We start from the raw sequence: 18216 nt of genomic DNA, 5'->3' as shown, positions 1-18216 counted from the left end.
AAATCAAAAAATTCCCTACAAATCAATCCATTTAGAACCAGAATCAATTAATACCACCTATCTTTTGATATGTGGCGTGTTCTCTTCCTTATGATCATATATCTTTCTTTGGGAATTGGATCCTTACATGCCGAGGGATTCTTTTTATGGGAAGATTGTATTTGGGTGGGTCTCGAACGGAATGCCCAATTCAGATTAGAAAAAACAAAATCAGAACTATTCCCAATTTTACTCAGCGAAAAATGGAAACAATACCTACCGAAATTAGGAGTTCATTATTTTGGAATTTTCTCAAGGAACAGAGAACAACTAGACCAAGAGTATCGTGATGTAAGGATCCAAATCCAACAATTATTGTATGATGGTGGTGAAATTGAACGAGAAAAACAAAAAATTGAGATCAAACAACTCATCCAATTGGAGGATAAAAAAATCTTACGTGAAAAGATTTTCCAAAACATCTCCCTGGCATATCTCAATGCAAATAAACGAATTCTCATCCAATCGATGTATGACCACAGATTAGAACGTTACCAATTAGAAAATAGGAAACGAAATCTAGAAATCCAAACCAACTTATTACAAGCTGTAGAGGCAAAATCCTTAAAACAATGGGAGGTGGATTTTTATGCCAAACGAATTCATTCCCAAGCTTTGAGAGAAACTTCTTATTTAGAACTAAAATCATCAATGTATCTTGACCAAAATGAAAGCTTGGAATTGGAACCTGGAATAACAGAAAGGATTGAAATTTTCCCACCAACTTCTTCGCCAATTGAAGTAGATGCGAACCATCCTATGAGAAAAAAAAATCGGTACCAATTGGAACTTGCCCATTTGGAAGAGGAATCTCTTAAAAACGACTGGAAACCCAAGCTTGTGTTAGGTGGTTATTTGGGCAGGAATGGAAACCAAGGATTCCCACTCCAGAACGAAATTTATGGAGTGAGCATAGGATTCCAAGCTAATCTGGGAGGTTCCAGTTTTGTTTCCAATACCCAGAATGGAATGCAGTCCGAAGGGAATGGAATCCAACGAATTCCAGGGTATGGTCCCCAAGCGGTAGGACCAGGGGAAAATGCATTTCAAAGTGGTTCATTCAATTTATTCGATGAAGTCAATCGTGATAAAAAACGATATGATGCCAGATACAATTTACTTCAGTCTCACACAGAACGAGAACAAACCGAACTTTATTTAAGGAATGTTTCCAAATCCACTGAAGTTAAGTTAGTGGAAGAATACCAAAAATATACATTGTATTTACATTTTTTGAGATCTGCATTTTTAACATTAAAACAAAAAGCGGAAGAGAAAAAATTAAATCAGATTACAGAAATTGAATATTTAAAAACCGAAGAGGAAGTTTTTGTCGCATTTGAACAGACTGTTGATCATTATTTTACTTACATCGCAACAGCTTTAGAATTAGTTATTTTACTTGGAGAAGATCCTTTCTCTAATCGTTATTACCATTTGCATCACCATAAATATAAAAGTGAATTCAATCAACTTTTGTCTGATTGGAGGGAACAAATACCAATTCAAAATTTAGAAAAAAGGGAACCAACCAAAGGCAAACTTACCCCATTTTATTTAGAGGATCCGTATGAAATGCGTTAAATGGAGTTGGTATCTTTTACCATTGTTTGTTTTCCATCATTGCCATGCAAAGATGGGTTCCTCTAAAGATTGGTTGGCTACGTTTGTAAATGATGATACTCCAACGGTGGTATCCTTTAGTCCTAGTTCCGGAGAACAATCGGTATCCCCTAAAACAAATATCTTTATCCTCTGGAACCAACCGATGGAAATACAATCCTGTGTGACTGCTTTTTCTCTTGATCCAAACACAAAAGGGAATTTCGAAACAACTGATATTTCCTTAAAATTCATACCGAACCAAGAATTATTGCCTGGTGGGTATGTGATCCGCCTCACCAAACAATGTGAAAACAAAAAAGGAAAAGATTTGGATCGTGTTTATTCAATACCATTCGGTGTCCAAGTGAAAGACTCACTGATTCCACCTACTATTGATTCAATATTGATTTCAGTTGGAACGTATGATGAATGTTTGTCAGGTGGGACATTCGCGGATCGTATTTTAGAAGAAGTGAATACTGCCTGTTCGGGTCATACGCAAATCCCCCCCATAACCATTGTATTTTCAAAACCCATGAACCAAACAGATGTATCCCTAGGATTCCGAATGGAACCAAATTCATCCTACCACTTAGAATGGACAAACCCCTCCCAAGTTAAGGTGAAATTGGATACACCTTTACAAAGCCAAACGAGATACCAAATCAATTTGGCTTCTGGTGTTTCTGCATTGGATGGAACAAAAATAGAAAAACCAATCCGAATGGATTTTTACACTAATGAAGGGGCAAAGGCTCCTGAAGTCGTAGGCTTTGGACTTGCTTCGCAATTGTGCGGAATTGGAATCCAAGAATTAGGAAGTACAATTGGGAGTCGTTGGGATTCTAACCTATGTTTTTGGAGTAAAGGATTGTCATTTCTTTCTCCACACCAATACCAATTTAGAGGTGGAGATGACGAAACAGGTGGTATAGCGAGTTCTTCTGCTTGTGCGGATGTGAATACCGACAATTTCAAACTATTTTTTGATGAATATATGGATCCTATTTCGGTTATCTCTTCCAGTCGGTTGACAAAAATTTCTCCGCCATCAAGTAATATTCGTTTGTCGACATGGGAATGGAGCCATTGCCAATCTGTGTATCCATATGGATGTAAGGAAATCACATATTCCTTTGCAGAAAGTGAAGCTAGTTGCAATGGAGCTTTGTTTGGAAATAATACAACTGGTGGGGACTTTAATTTGGCAAGTTCATCGAACGCTCCCAATTTTTATCCTTATTATGAATTTCGATTAGATGCAGACATTCGATCTGCAAATGGAAAAAAAATGAGTGCTCCTTTTGTCATTCAAATGGAGGCAAAATGAAAATCCTCATCACAATCGTTCTATTTTTTTCTGTTTCCTGCTCCCTCTTTCATGAAACTGTGAGGTACCAAAAATTTCCACTTCCTAATGGGAAATTGATTCTTTTGGTACCCACAGTTTCTTCCTTTTATTCTGATCATTACTTATTGGAAAAAGAAGTGATCCTTCAAATTTCGGAATCATTAGAACGAAGCGGGTATTCAGTTTTCCATCGAGATGAAATTCATGAATTCAAAAACGATCTGAATAGTACCAATCATTTAAGTGAATTTCAAAAACTAATATTGCCTAAGAATGAAGAGAACATTTCCCGGTTTTCATACTGGTCTGAGATAGCAAATGGTCTTGGAATTCCTTTGGTTCTCTTTGTTAGGTTCCCTTATCAGACTGGGAATCCAAACCATCAAATCAGAATGACCTTTTTCCACATAAAGGATAAACAAATCGAACAATTTGATTGGGAATGGAATCCCAAGTCTGACTTACCATTGTTCCCAATACCTGAAGGTAACCCATGAAAGCAGAAAATATTAGAAGAGTTTGGTTTGTGGTTTTTGTTATTTTTTTTTCCTTCTTAGGTTGTGAGAAAGAACCAGAAGTGGATCTAAAGGAATTTCAAATCGTCAAGGATGCATACAATACTGGCCATTTAACGGTAGTACAGGCTATCCTATCTGATCGAAAAAAGGAAAGGAAACTTTCCATAGAAGAAGAAAGTTTATATTTAAAATCTCTTTTTTATTTGAGTGAATGGAATGCGTTTTTGGAAGAATGGAAAGGGTTCGAGAGAAAAACTCCAGAACTGATCTTGTATTATTTTAAAGTGATCTTACTTTCCAAAGAGAAAAAACAAATTGGGGAGGAAGAGGAAAAAAGATTATTAGAGCTTATGGCTGTCTCACCTGAGGCTTGTTTGTTGTATCTTCAATGGAATGAAAAACGAGTAAAAACGAAACATAAATCATTATTTTTGGCCCAAATCAAACAATTTCAGAACTATCTAGATAGAATGAACCAGGAGATATCAAAAAAATGAAGGTAATGCAGTTTCTCCAATTACATACTCGTCATATTGCAAACGTAAGCACTTTTATTTGGAATCTTTTGTGGTCAAAAGGTTGGTCTTTTTTTCTCCTTTATACCATATTGTATTTTCTCCATTGTTTCTATTCCTGGGACAAACTGAAATTAAGAAACATCCAGATAGAACTGGAGATGGTGAGTCGGTATGGAAGTGTTTCTTTTTGGCAACTATATCCATTTCAAATTGTATCGATTTACTTTCTGTATTTGTTTTATTTTTGTTTTTCCATTCTTTTGGTTTTTCTATTTTTAAAGTTGAAGAGAATCAACATCAATTACCAACTCTTCCAACTTTCTAAAAAAATAACTCAGTTGTTTTTTCTCCTTATACTTTGTTTGTATGTTGGGAATCTATCAATAAGTTTATTGCAAGAATCTCATTTTTATTCCAAGTATCTGTTAGTTTTTTGGATTTTACTCTTTTTCATTTTTATTGGAGTGAATGGAAGGTCGTTTTCCTCTACCCTTCGAATGGTGACGAATTTGAATCCTAATATTACAAAAAGTATTGGTTATGGAATCCCACTCTTATGGTCAGGATTGATGTTTTGGATCGTAAGTATATGAAAGCGAAAATCCTCCAGATACTTAAATCAAAATTGAAATACTTTATACTTTACTTCTTTATATCCACAACTCTTTCCATTCTATTTACCTGGTTTTCAAATGAAAACATACGAACTAGATTCCCTTGGTTGACAACAATCTTGTATCACAAGGATTGGTTCCAAGCTGATCAAAATGTATATGCAATCGGGAATCCAAAGGAAACTCCATTGTTTCAAAAACCACATGTGATCCAAAAGCGAATTACATTGGAATTCCCTGCAACAGTGGAAGCAACAAAGGAAATACAATTGCAGACCAAACATATTGGTAGGATTAAGTTCCTTCATGTTGCCGATGGCCAAACCGTTAAAAAAGGAGAATTGTTATTACAGTTAGATGATGAATTACTCCGTTTAGAAGGAGAAAAATTATCGATTTCTTTAGAAGTCGCAAAAGCACATCAGATCATCGCATTGGAAAAATGGAAAAATGCGGAAAATTTAATCGAAGTTAAGATCCGAGAAATTGATAAAAAAACGGAATTAGTAGATGTTGCGAGAGCCGAATGGGAAACGGCAAAAATCACAAAAGAAAAAAAAGAAACAATGTGGAAGGAAGGTTTTGTTTCTTTATCGGAGCTTGATCGTTGGAAATTGGATGTAGATACAAAACAAGCTAATTATAAAAATCTAATCCGTGACAGAGAAAGTTTAGTCACAACACTTCGTTTGGATTTTCCAGAAGATACAGTTTCTGTGAGTGAAAGGGTTAAAATTTGGAAACGTCAAAATTCGCTGATTGAGAAAACTGAATATGATTTAAGTGTTACCAATACAAAAATTCTCGAAAATCAGATCAAAACAAATCAACAAATGATTTCAGAATTTAAATTATATGCACCTAAATCCGGATCTATTTTTAAAGTTCACTTAAAGGAAGGGGAACTCACCAATCATCTCCCAGCGATTACACTCATTGAAAATGGAGATCTTTCTGTATCGTATCAAATTGGTGAATCAGACCTACGGCTGATGAAACTCGGTAAGGAGATCACGTTTCAACCGAGTTTAGAGGGCTCTCCATTTGCCATTGGTAAAATCGATAAGATAAGCAGTTATTTGGATGCTCGTTCCCATGGAATTGGAGTTAGAGCAAAGTTGCAGAAAAATCAACTCTCTCTCTTGCCTGGTATGTTTGGTATTGTTCAAGTAGAAACAGAAGGAATGAAGGATAGTCTTCTTGTTCCATCAAACTCAGTGTTTGGTGATTCTTCATCTGGTTATTACCTGATGGTCAAATCTGGTGAAAGAATTGAAAAAAGATATGTTGAATGTAAACCTCATAACCAATCAGAAATGGAAATCCTCGTGGGGATAAACGAAGAAGATTTTTTTCAAATCAATGTAAAATGATATTTGTTAGAAACCTGATCCAATTATTCGAAAAACACAATCGTTTGTGTTGGGTTGGGATCATTTTAATGTTCATCGGCATTTATTTTCAAATGGATCGTTTTCGGTTCCAATTATTGCCAAATCTGACTCCGCTAAAATACCAGATTACAACAGCATTTCCGAATCATTCAGCTGAAGAAGTGGATATGACATTGAGTTTGCCTATGTCAAAACGCATTTCTTCACTGAATGCGGTCAAACAAATCAGAACACATTCGGATCATGGACATTCAAAGATTGAAATTTATTTACAATCGGAGGTATCTCTCTGGGAATTTAAAGAAGAATTATTTCAGTTATTGTATGAAATAAAAGATGAATTACCTCTTGGGGTTGGAACTCCCAAAGTTCAAATGGGAAGTGAAAACCAAAATCCATTTTTTGAGTTTACGATTTCCAAACGAACCAATTTAACAAATGAAAATTTCTCATTTTTGATCAATCAACTGAAATACAAACTGGAGAGAATTTCTGGAGTGATCGAAGTGAAAAAAATTGGTGATTCTGAATCTTTTGGATTAATTCGATTAAGAGAAGCAGTATTAAACTTTCATCCAATCAAAATAAAAGACATAGAGTTACAAATTACTTCTGCCATCCAGGCAGGATCTCTTGGGAAACTTTTTGATTTAGGCAGGGAAACAGAAATTAAATATGGGCCTGAGATTTCCTCATTAGAAGAGATTCGAAAATTTCCAATTCATCTAGGAGATACAAAATACATCCCACTAGAAGCAATTGCAGAAACATCGATGCATCATTCTTCACAGAATCAACTTGTGGAACATGGTGGGAATGAATCTGTATATTTTGCCATTTATGCAGAAAGATCTCAAGATCCTATAAAACTTTCATCTCAAATCCATCTGATATTAAACAACTACAATGAATCCATTAAACCTGTTGTTTACTCTGATACTTCAACTGAATTAACTAATCAATTATACCAATTCATTTTCTTTCTATTGGCAAGTTTACTATTTGCTCTCGTGTTCTCCTACTCTTTGTACAAAGAATTATTTCCTGTATTGTGTTTGTTATTTTCCGTTATCTTTTCTCTTGTTTGTTTTTTCCATCTCATGAATCTTTTTTCCATTTCAGTCAACTTATTGAGTCTCAGTGGGATCTCAGTTGGAATCGGAATGTTATTCGATGCAAATAATTTGATTTATTACTCCATCCAATCCCAATGCCGAAAGGAAGTAGTGAATGTGAACAGTGTCGCGGAAGGTGTAAAAAATGTTTTGATTTCCTTGTTTTGTTCTGGATTAACTACCATGGTAGTGATCTTCCCTTTATTGTTATATGCACATGAGTGGAGGGATTTTTTTTATGATATTGGACTCAGTATTGTCTTATTGATTTTTTCCAGTTTTGTGACATCGGTCACGATCATTCCTTTATTATTCCTTACTTTTAATCCTTCGCTGCACAAAAAGACAATTCATCAAAAGAAGGATCTATTTCAATTACCTTGGGATTTATTTCTGAAATGGCCTTGGAAAAAATGGATCGCATTTTCATGTTTGTTGCTAATATTTTTAACATCTGTTTCTTATTGGAACAACGACCAATTCCAAATCTTTCCAAAACCAAAACCGATTGGAAAAATGATCCATGTGGTTCCAAAATCAACGATTCAGTTTGTGGAAGAAAAATTCCTCATTAAAGAAATTCTGAGTCGATTCAATGGAAACCATTTACTTCAAAATATTGTAATCTTACCTCAAAACCCTCACTTGGACCAATTGGATCCGAATGTAAATGCTGTTCCTTTTGTCATCAAATGGTTTGATTTTGATGGATCTGAAAAATGGCTCTCTGAAGTGATGCAATTGATAAACCCGAATCGCTGGCAAGTGGAAACAGCTGAGATTCATTCCGAATTATCGCATTCTTTACCATTTCTCCCTGTAAATAAAATTGTTTTACTGCATGAAGATTGGGAGCAATTGAATCGTTTTGCAAACGAAGTTATTCATTCCAATTCAAAAGAGAAGTTAGGTGGTGATTTCCATTTTTTGCCAACAAACATCACATTGAAGGTTTGGAAATCGAAAATTTTACCCAATTCGGAAGTCCAACCAGACATAGATGATTTGGAAAAAAATCTACTATACCGATCTTCGCCAAAATACTTGGGCCTTTTAGGCAAAAATAATTTACTCCCATTGTATCTATCAATTAGCAAAGGATCTGACGATTTAAATTTGCCTACTTCCTCTTCATTGCCACTTTTTAAATCGGTCAGCAAAGAACGGATTTTTCCAGAATCATTATTCCAAATGACGGAACAAAAAACGTTTTCCGTTTACCAAAGGGAATCAGAAAAATTTTATTTGGAATGGGAAGGCAATTTAGGGATCGAAAAAAGTATCCTTTCTCAAAAAATAGAGGGACTACAATACTATATCACTTCAGCAAATGAAGAAACATTCAATTTTTATAAGATATTACTCCTATTATTGGTTTGTTCTTTTGTTTTAATCTACTTGGCGTTAGTTGGGATTTACGAATCCTTTTATCGGCCATTTATATATCTTTCAATAAGTATATGTTATTTTCTGTCAGTAAGCATGTGTTTGATTTTATTAATTCCTGAAATTCATTTTGGACATTATATGGGACTCGTTATTTTGATTGGTTTATCTATTGATAGTATTTCGCTTTATGGCGAAAGATGGGAGTTAACGAAAGAGATTTTTGATAATTCACTTAGAATTAAATCGGTTTTTGATTGGTTACGAAAACCAATTTTACTTAACTTTGGAAGTACGTTTTTTGGTTTGATTCCAGTTGTTTTCATAATATTACCAGGATCCGAATTTGTCCGATCGATTGCTGTGACAATGTGTATCGGAATTCTCATTTCTTATGTGTTTGTGTTTTACCTTTATCCAAGAATTTTCACCAAATTTTTTGGTTTTATGTAATGAGTTTCTTCTTTGCCAAAAAGTTTCCATACCAATGGTTTTTGTTTTTTGGCACTGTCATTTTGATTTCTCTAATGACATGTCGGGAAATTTTAATAAGTGAAAGTAGGGAGAAATTTGACCAACATACATTGATTATATCACAAAATTGGCCTGGCAAAACTACGAGCCAAATGGAAGAGTCACTTACGAAACCTTGGGAGATGGTGTTAAAATCGGTGAGTGGGTATTTGGAACTCAAATCTGTTTCGGAGTTTGGAAGTATTTCCATGCACTTAAAACTGAGTGAAGGAGTCCAAAAAGAGGATCTCATTCGAACAATTCGAAATTTATATATTTTGAATCAAACTCTATTCCCAAAAGGTGTATTGTTTCCTAGGTTTATGTTTGATTCTGGAAATGATTCAAATATGATCCTCCTCCGTAGAATTTCCAAAAATACAATGCCACCACCTGCTGGGTTATTAAGAAAAATTCAGAATTTAACGGGTGTTAAAAAAGTATCATACCAACCGGAATCTGAAACAGAAATTCAAATCAATGTAGAACATAATCGTCTTTTGAATGGCGTGAGCCCATCCATGGTGGAAATTTACGATAGTTTACGCCATCATTTAGATTCGGTTTCCTATGATCCGAGTCAAAAGCAATATTTTGTAAAAGAGTATCCAATTGATCCGATCGAATGGGAAAAAGTTTTAATCTTGATACAAGGGAAAACTTTACTTACTCTGGGGAAAATTGCAACGACGAGTATAACGAATGTGTATGGAAAAAATCATACAAGAATCAATGGTTCGAGTTTTGAATCAATCGTGATCGTTACAAACAATCCTTTCCAACTCATTCAATTATCGTTTCTTTTAGATTCGTTTCTATCTGAGTTCCCCGATTGGCAATTTGTGTTTTCAAGCCAAGAGGATTTCCTAGAGAATATAAAGATCATTTTTTACCTTTATCTAGTAATCGAAGTTTTTTATTTCATTTATTTTGGTATTTTGAAAAAGCAATGGAGCTTGAGCATCATACACACGTTAACATTTATTTTGTTTCTTGTGTGCTTATTTTTTAGTCTCACGTGTTTGGATCTAACTATCGGAATCTCTGGTTTTGTATTTTTGTTACTTTTAAAAGTCCAGTTACCTTTTATTTCCTTTCGAAGGATGATTGTGCATAAAAAACAATTGTACTTTGCAAGTTCGATTTTGTGCCTCGCACTTTATTTTCATTTGGTTCCCATTTCGATTTTAAATTTAGTTCTTATCTTTTTATTTGCACTCGTTTTTTATCCAATCCTTCTACATTTGTTTTTTATATTTTGGCAGATCAAAGGAAAACAAAGTTTTTCCTTATTCGAATTGCAAATACAGAAGCTAAATGAATTGGTTTCAAAGAGGGAACCTCCTCGTTTCAATACTGTTGACATTATTTCTTTCTCATTCTTTTTTCTGTTCTTCTTATATTCTCTGCCAGTGCTTTTTGATCCAGTATCTTCCATTCCCCATTTAGAAAACATTCAATTGGCAAGATTGGAATTCCCTTCTTATGTAGCAGAATCAGAAAGAAACCGTATAACAAAACAAGTGGAACAATCAATCCTTCAGAACAAATTGACAAACTTACTTGTTGTGACTCATAAGAATACTAGGTCTGATTTTTATATGAAATGGAAGGAAGGGATTCATTCCCTTCATTTTATGAACTTACCTTCGGAAATGGGTTACTTTCATTTTTTAGAAGAAATGGAAGGTTTTGAATCAACCATTTTAAGGTTCTCAAACCCGGATCCAAAATCATTAGAAACTTCAGTTTTAAAGATCATTCCTTGGGTTCAGGTTCAAAAAAAAGTAACGGAAGTGGTATTAGGATTTCAACCTTCAGTGGAAGGCATCGAGTTTAATTCCAATGCGTATCATCTGACCAAAATGGGAATAGGTCTTGATCCTTCGATTCGGGAAACAAATCTATTATTACAATCGAATATCGTTAGTAAAATGTTATACGGTGGAAAGTTAGTTGATGTAAAATTAAGTGCAAATCATACGATTTCAACAGAGAATTTCAGAAAGCAGCCAATTGTTGTTGGAAATGGGAAAATTCATTATACTGAATCACTAAGGCATTACTCAACCCAACAGAATTTGGGGAAAATATACCATAAGAATTCAGAGACAAGTCTGGAAATCTTTGTCAAAGGTGTGGATATCGATTGGCTTGCAATGGAGGAGGGGATTCGAAGATTACTCGCCAATGATAAGACTCAATTGGTAGAACGAACGAAAACAAATCCTGGGACAATCAAATATCAATTTATTTTTTTGCTTTTATGTCTAATGCCATTGATATTTCGGAAAAAGTACTGGATCGAATTTTTATCTTTTATGTTTGCATTTGTAATCCTATGTAAATGGCAAACTCAATTTTTTACAAGAAATTATGATCAATTATGCTTTATCCCATTCTTATTTCTCTTTTTTCGAATGAATTCTTTTGATAAGGGTATCAGTTCTTTTTACCTAAGCCTTCCTTACGTTGGATTGTTATTTGGTTCTTATTTTTATCCATGGAAATCGGGTGTTTATTTATTCCAGTCACTGTTTTTGTTCCATGTTTTTGGAATCTTAAATGATAAGTGCAAAAACAGTTTAAAAAATTTCAGAACCAGATAACGAAAAGTTCACCTCTTTAATCTGAGGGTCTTTATGTTATCATATCAATATTGGTTTAGAGCCATTTCGTTTGTTTTCATTGGTTATTATATAATAAACTCTACTGTTGTATTTTCCCAATCATTGCAAGATACCTGGGAAGTCCCAAGTTATCAGACAAATGAATATGCAGACTTATATGGTAGACTGTATTTTTCAACTTCTTTGCAAGATTGGGAAGAGGCTGTCGAGACAGTATTGACAAATGCGATTGTTTCTTGGCAAACAGAGGCAAATCGTCAGATTGAAGAAATTTTACAAAAAGAAACAGGAGAGGATGAATTTATCTCAAATGAAGGTTATGTGGATGAGAGAAGACGCTCTTTGCTTTCAGAAGCATCGGTCTTTTATGCAGAATGGGAACGTAATTTAGTAAATGATTATTTTTTTAACAGAACCAGTTTTTTAGAAAAATTAGAAACAGGGAAAGTAGATGCCCTTTATTTCCAAAGGATTGGAAAAGAAACCATTTATGAATCATATACCCAGGAAGAAAAGTTGTTACTTGAGAATCGAGAAAATATCCTGCGGGCAGCTGAGGAATGGGAATACCAATGGGAAAAATCAAAACAAGAGGGGTTAGACTCTTTTGCGTCTTCATTAGCATCACTTGATGAGGATTATCTCAAATACTTATCAACTCTCCAGGAAACAGAAAATCAATTCATTAGCAATTTGAATGTTATCGACGAATACAGACAAACGGTCTATACGGCTTTGGCTTCCATGATCCAACAAATGAAAGATGGAATCGAAGGTACTTGTGAAATTACAACTGGATGTTTGTATCGAAACTATGATGGAAGTTATAACGAAGCAGGTAAGATATTCTCAAAATTGATTACAGAAATTTCCGATGTCCTTTCCTCAAATGAAAAAGATCCTGAATTATTGTTTACAAATGTTGCAACGAAGATGCGGGATTTTTTGGCAGACGAATCAAATAAAGCATTCGTTGAACAAACCTATTATAAAGATCGGATTTATACATACCAAACTGGCTTACAAATCAATTTAAATAATTCAAAAACAAGTTTTAATATTGGAGAAGCAGAATGGATTTTGAGAAATCAAAATTACAATCAATTGTCAAGTGATGTTAAGTATGAAAATTGGGGTAACATTCCCGGAGATGTTGGAGTATTTGCAGGGATTCAAGATTCTGAATTACAATCATTTTTTCGTTCCATCCATAATGCTGATTATCATCAATTAACAGATATTATTAATGCAAAGTTGGGAGACGGTCGAAGGGTTCAGAATCTGATCAATGCCAATTTGTATACCGATGCTTACCATTTTCTTAACAATTTCACGATCATGGGACTAGGAGTTCCATTCGAGAATGCACATCATACACAAGGGAATTTGATCTTAGATGGGAAGAGTAAGTATGGTTTTTGGCAAGCAGAACGTAATTTAACAATTTTCACTCCTGGAACTTATTCATACCAAATGGGTGCTATCGGTTATTCTGTTTTGTATGAAATGTATGATGATAATTCCTATACTACGTCTTTATATTGGGATTCTAATTTTTCACAATTAAACCAACAAAACAAAAGTTTTACGGACAAATTGTTACCAGCAATCACTCATTGGGAATCACGAGTGAAAGAATATTCTGACAGTTTTAAAAAATGGGCTGGAGTTCGAGAAGGACTCATTGAAGAAGCAAAACTCGAATACCAGAAAAATCGAATGAACTTAGAATCGTCGAAAGAAAATTGGTTACAAAAGTTAGAAGAAGAAAATGAGAAAGGATGGAAATCCTGGAGTGAGTTGTATGAAAGAGGGGATGTAACAACAAAAGTTTCTAATGGAGAACCTATACAATTTGAATCTAATTTTAAAACAATCCAAGACCAAGGGAAACTATTCAGTTTTCGAAATGAATCTCTATTAGGGAATGATTTAAATGAAATTCAGTTTGGACAAAGTTCTTTGGTTGAAACATTTCAAAGAACAGTGCTTGGGGTCAGTCAATACGCTAGTGTTGTCCAAATGAATCATGAACTTGAGGAATTCCAAAAGAAGGAACAAAACAAACTCATTAACCAATATGTGTATGGTTTAAACACAGATGTGATCGGTGATCGAAAATTGTCAAAAGAAGAAATGATCTTAGTCGGAAGTGCAGACTATAAAAGCTTAACTGATGAAGAAAAAACTAAATTTGGAAAATGTTATGAAGATCCAAGCGGAACAAAATGTAATGGATTGTTAAAAAAAGAGTATGTAGTCTCTGATCCAGGGAAAAATGGAATTATCAATATTAGTAAAGAAATCTACAATGGGATGTTAGGTTCTAGAAATAACGAAGGCGAATATGATGCCTCAATGTCTGTGATAAGTAAACAAATTTCATTAAGTTCTATCGGAAAAATCCAAAGTATCGATCGAAAAGATTTTTTTACTGAATGGACAGAAGAAGATTGGGAAGCCCTGCAAAATAGAAAAAATCAGATCGCTGATAAATTTGCGACTCAGTCATTAAAAAAAGACCAAAATCAGCTAATTACAAATTTGAATGCAATTGAATCATTAAATGCAAATAATTATAAAAAATACGTAACAAAAAAAGAATCACAAGAGAATATAGATTCTTTTGTACAAGAAATGGCACTCGCTTATCTATCAGGTGGTGTTGCGGGAGTGAAAGCTTCGTTAAATGGAAAGTTAGAATCATCGATAAATACTGAAATCGCTAAAGTTTGGATCAAAGCAGCAGGAGGGAATGATAAACAAATCCAAATGGCATCAATGGCAATCGACTTTATGCGAGGACGCTTGAACGCAAAAAAAATCAATGCGCGTGATCAATTCGTGTCCATCAAAAATCCAATACAATCATTGGAAACGATCATGGGAAAAACTCTTTCTCATACAATACAAGCGATTGATACAGTGACAAATGGTTTGGCGACTGTGCCAATCAATTTAGCCTTATCTGGTGTTATGGCTGTAACAAAACAATTCATAGGAGATAAAAATTACCAAAAATTAAACCAACAAATTTCTGGATCGAAAACACGGCTGGAAGAAATCAAAAAGAACGAAGAACAAATTATAGAATCAAGTGTTTCGCTATCTCTTGCACGTGCAACTGGTTTACCAACCGACACTATTGCTAAACTCATTGGTGACATCCGTGGGCAACAGAAAGCAAAAAAAGCAGATAAAGCGATGTCAAACGATATCATTTCAGACATAGGTTCACAAATCACGGGCGCAATAGGAGGGATTCTGAAAACAGCAGTTGTTGCCATTGGTTTACCAGATGAAGAAATTTACAGTATCATGACAGATGCTCATACATTTGCCAATGCAAGAAATTTAGACCAAATCTCTGATTCTAAAGCTAATTACGGATATACCTTGCAGACATTCGGTTTACAAGCTAATTGGACAAAACACCAAAGTTCAAATCTCAACCTAAATGATAAAAATGCTGTGATGGTAGAATTTGGAAAAACATTACTAGCGAAAGAATTAGCAAAGGAATATGGGATTGATGAATCATTTGTGAGACAATCTTTGGATGGTGTTTATGGAAAATACCAGAAGAAAAAATCAGAAGATAAAGCACAAAATACTGCTATTCGGCAAACGATTGTTAATTCTGCTTCTTTAGCTATCACTTTGGGTGCAAGTGGAGTTTGGAGTAGTGCCAATTCAGCTTTGACTAAAGTTGGAAAATTTGCGAATGTTTTGACAAAAGGGGCAATCCCCGCAACGGCAAGAGCGGGGCAAGTGGTCGCATCGACAGTCTTACAAACAGCAGCAGGTAGTCATGAGGGAACAAAGGGTGCAGTTGCAGGATTTGCCAATGGTTCCTTGTTAGGTCTGACAGATATGTTTGGGAAGTTCCAATCCGGTATGTTCAAAGGTATGATGCCAGGAATTGGTATCACTTATTCAGAACAAAATGGATGGGGTGGTACTGTTGGTGTAGGAAATTCAATTAATAATGTGAGTTATTCTTTATCTGAAAAAGGAAACTCCTCCTTACAATTTTCACAGGCCATCGCAAAGGGTCTACAATTTGCAACAGACTTTACTTCAAATCAAAATTATAATTTTGGTCTCAATTATAATCCATCAGGCGAAGGTCCAAGGAAAAATTGGAATTTCTCTTTGATGTATGATCTAAAAGGATCGGGACTCAGTGGTAGTGTTGGATATACAGAACCAAACTCAAAACTCGGAGTCACATCCAATATAGACCCAAGTGGTATTGCATATACTTCAACTTTACAGGGAGTCAATATAGGAACCAATTCAAAAGACGGATTCCAACTTGAGGAATTCAATTTTGCCAATCAGAACATCAATATGGCGCAAGACGCAAGCGATGTTACTGATCAAAATGGGAATGTGATTGAAAATGAAGGTGATAGTCCGCTTTCCGACACAGTTGCTCAGATTGGGTTGTTCGGTAGTTTATTGTTAGGTGGATTTGGCGCTCTCAATTTACTGCGAAATAGAATGAGTGGAGGTAGTAGTTTCCTACAAGTTGGATCGGATATGGGTAAAATGAAATTTGAATCCAATTCAGATCGGTCTATCCTTAGCCGTTTTACCGACCCGATTCAAAAAGGATTGTTTTGGTTTGGTGAATCTGTTAGCAGGTATGCTGATACGTTTACCCCAGAGCAGTCCAACCAGCAAGTTGGAAATACAAAATTGCCATTATCGGCAAAAGAAACTGATCGAATTTCCAAATTAAAAACAAGTATCATCGATGATTATAAGAAAGACTCGAGGTTAGATACCGAAAAAAAACTCTACGAATTGAAACAAGCAGGAGTGGATACCACTGATATTGAAGCGAAAATCAAAGTAAAACGTGGTGGAAAAGATGTTACCATGTCTAAGGCAGTGGAAAAGTCCCTTAATGAATACAAACGATTACGCGAATCTCGTTCAGTTCGTCCAATAGGCTCCGAGCTCGTGGAATATGTGAGTTCCAGTGATGCTCTTTCCAAGGTAAACGCCACATTTGATCCAAAGAAGGAAACAATAGATGCGTATGTAAAACGATTGGGAGATGAAATCTGTAAATATTCACAAGATGTTGACCTCTCTACAAATGAACTCGTATCCCAACATTGCGCCAATGTAGCCAAACTACTTGGTGATAACCTGATGAACAAAATAAAATACAAACAATCCCAAATAATTGATGGAAAAGAAGTTGTATCTGCTGTAAACACGGTAGATGAAAATGGTTTTCGCAAAATTTCGGAGACAGATTGTATCCGATACATAGGTGCTGTGTTATTTGGTGCGGGATTAACGGAGAAAGGAAATTTTGCCAATTTAAATTCAGATGTATACTTAACTCCTGAAGAAATGGAACGGATGGCTACTGAATTTAATTCTGGTTATGTTCACAAAAATGGAGTGGAATACTTCCGACAAGCTGGTAGTTTTACGAAATTAGTTTCAGAAAGACTCACAACGGAAACTGAATTGAAAGCTCATAAGGCAAAAGGTATCATCCCTGATCTAAAAGTTGGTACCATTGGAATCACAAGGAAAATGGAAACGATTGAGGGAACAAAACGAGATGCTATGAAATCAGATCATATTTATATTGTCATCGGAAAACAATTCAATCCAACATTAGGAGTGATGGAATACCTGATCTCGGAATCAGCTGGAGGAAAGGGAGTTCAAAATCGATGGATCAGAGCAGAGACGAATAAGCAAATAATAACAAATTTAACATCAAAATATAAATCTCAAAAAATGTCTGATACCCAAATTAGTGAGAAAATTTCAAAATTGAAAATTCCAGACATTCATTCTGATTATTTAATCCGTTCTGAATTTTATAATTTAAAACCGCAAGGAACTGTCAAAAATGAAAATGTATAATATTGGATTATGTTTAATTATATTTTTTTTCAGTTATTGCAAAGATAATAAAACCAATACTGTAGAGAAAGATGAACCTTTTTTTTATGAAATGGAAAATGGATGTTATTTACATCCTGAAATAAATAACACATGTTTAACTAAAATTGAAGAATTAAGTTGTTACAAAACACTAAACGAAATTAGAGGATCCAAACTAGGGGAGATATTTTTTAATAAAACATGGGTTGGGGAAGATCAACAAACGTTATTTTATATTATTGATTCTAAAGGAGATTTTAGAATTTTTCAAGGAGGGCCTGATAAAGAGCCCAGCCAACGCAGTTTAATTGGTCAAGGTAAAATATTTCCAGTACAAAATAATTGGTATTATGAACAAAAGTGTATAAATAAAGAATGTGAAAGCTTTAAAATTCCAATATTATATTTATATTGTGCAATAACATCTGATCCAGTTGATAAAGAAGTATTAAGAAAAATAGAATTCGGAAATCGAAAGCTTGTAGAGTTTGAAATTTCTAATAACAACAAATATAAATCTATTTTATTTATAGAGGAAAAACCAATTAAAAATCAAATTTTCAACGGATTTATATCCACCAAAGTACCACCAATTCCAGAGAAACGTTAAT

Annotated in this window: 10 protein-coding genes; all 10 read left to right on the top strand. The window is 34.6% G+C overall.

Annotated features, from left to right (window positions below):
• Positions 1-90: 90 nt before the first annotated feature.
• The 10 genes from DI076_RS08970 to DI076_RS08925 all read left to right on the top strand — a co-directional run bounded on the left by DI076_RS08970 (position 91) and on the right by DI076_RS08925 (position 18215).
• A complete protein-coding gene (locus DI076_RS08970) occupies positions 91-1623 on the top strand; it encodes a TolC family protein (RefSeq protein WP_108960879.1) in 1533 nt (510 codons plus the stop codon).
• Entirely contained in the window at positions 1610-2974 is a 1365-nt protein-coding gene (locus DI076_RS08965; protein ID WP_108959600.1) for an Ig-like domain-containing domain, read from the top strand. Before DI076_RS08970 ends, DI076_RS08965 begins: the two co-directional genes overlap by 14 nt.
• Positions 2971-3492, top strand: coding sequence for a hypothetical protein (locus DI076_RS08960; protein WP_108959599.1), 522 nt, complete (start codon positions 2971-2973; stop codon positions 3490-3492). The genes DI076_RS08965 and DI076_RS08960 overlap by 4 nt, the downstream gene beginning before the upstream one ends.
• Positions 3489-4010 carry a hypothetical protein gene (locus DI076_RS08955; RefSeq protein WP_108959598.1) on the top strand — a complete coding sequence of 174 codons (522 nt, stop codon included), beginning with the start codon at positions 3489-3491 and terminating at the stop codon, positions 4008-4010. The genes DI076_RS08960 and DI076_RS08955 overlap by 4 nt, the downstream gene beginning before the upstream one ends.
• 5 nt (positions 4011-4015) lie before the next feature.
• Positions 4016-4624 (top strand): hypothetical protein, encoded by a 609-nt coding sequence (locus tag DI076_RS08950; RefSeq protein ID WP_135358386.1) that lies wholly within the window; start codon positions 4016-4018, stop codon positions 4622-4624.
• Positions 4588-6018 (top strand): efflux RND transporter periplasmic adaptor subunit, encoded by a 1431-nt coding sequence (locus DI076_RS08945; RefSeq protein WP_245918354.1) that lies wholly within the window; start codon positions 4588-4590, stop codon positions 6016-6018. The genes DI076_RS08950 and DI076_RS08945 overlap by 37 nt, the downstream gene beginning before the upstream one ends.
• Positions 6015-8993, top strand: coding sequence for an efflux RND transporter permease subunit (locus tag DI076_RS08940; protein ID WP_108959596.1), 2979 nt, complete (start codon positions 6015-6017; stop codon positions 8991-8993). The genes DI076_RS08945 and DI076_RS08940 overlap by 4 nt, the downstream gene beginning before the upstream one ends.
• A 131-nt stretch (positions 8994-9124) precedes the next feature.
• Positions 9125-11662, top strand: a complete 2538-nt coding sequence (locus DI076_RS08935; protein WP_135358385.1) for an AcrB/AcrD/AcrF family protein — start codon at positions 9125-9127, stop codon at positions 11660-11662.
• Positions 11663-11695: 33 nt separating this feature from the next.
• Positions 11696-17584 carry a TIGR04388 family protein gene (locus DI076_RS08930; protein ID WP_108959594.1) on the top strand — a complete coding sequence of 1963 codons (5889 nt, stop codon included), beginning with the start codon at positions 11696-11698 and terminating at the stop codon, positions 17582-17584.
• A complete protein-coding gene (locus DI076_RS08925) occupies positions 17571-18215 on the top strand; it encodes a hypothetical protein (RefSeq protein WP_108959593.1) in 645 nt (214 codons plus the stop codon). Before DI076_RS08930 ends, DI076_RS08925 begins: the two co-directional genes overlap by 14 nt.
• Position 18216 lies beyond the last annotated feature (1 nt).

This window comes from Leptospira ellinghausenii (assembly GCF_003114815.1).
Lineage (GTDB): Bacteria > Spirochaetota > Leptospiria > Leptospirales > Leptospiraceae > Leptospira_A > Leptospira_A ellinghausenii.
The sequence above is the reverse complement of the archived record's forward strand: the minus strand, read 5'-3'. Positions and strand labels throughout refer to the sequence as shown.

Coding starts and splice junctions, on each gene's coding strand:
- DI076_RS08970 (WP_108960879.1), top strand. CDS start 91: ATGATCATATATCTTTCTTTGGGAATTGGATCCTTACATGCCGAGGGA.
- DI076_RS08965 (WP_108959600.1), top strand. CDS start 1,610: ATGAAATGCGTTAAATGGAGTTGGTATCTTTTACCATTGTTTGTTTTC.
- DI076_RS08960 (WP_108959599.1), top strand. CDS start 2,971: ATGAAAATCCTCATCACAATCGTTCTATTTTTTTCTGTTTCCTGCTCC.
- DI076_RS08955 (WP_108959598.1), top strand. CDS start 3,489: ATGAAAGCAGAAAATATTAGAAGAGTTTGGTTTGTGGTTTTTGTTATT.
- DI076_RS08950 (WP_135358386.1), top strand. CDS start 4,016: ATGCAGTTTCTCCAATTACATACTCGTCATATTGCAAACGTAAGCACT.
- DI076_RS08945 (WP_245918354.1), top strand. CDS start 4,588: ATGGTCAGGATTGATGTTTTGGATCGTAAGTATATGAAAGCGAAAATC.
- DI076_RS08940 (WP_108959596.1), top strand. CDS start 6,015: ATGATATTTGTTAGAAACCTGATCCAATTATTCGAAAAACACAATCGT.
- DI076_RS08930 (WP_108959594.1), top strand. CDS start 11,696: ATGTTATCATATCAATATTGGTTTAGAGCCATTTCGTTTGTTTTCATT.
- DI076_RS08925 (WP_108959593.1), top strand. CDS start 17,571: ATGAAAATGTATAATATTGGATTATGTTTAATTATATTTTTTTTCAGT.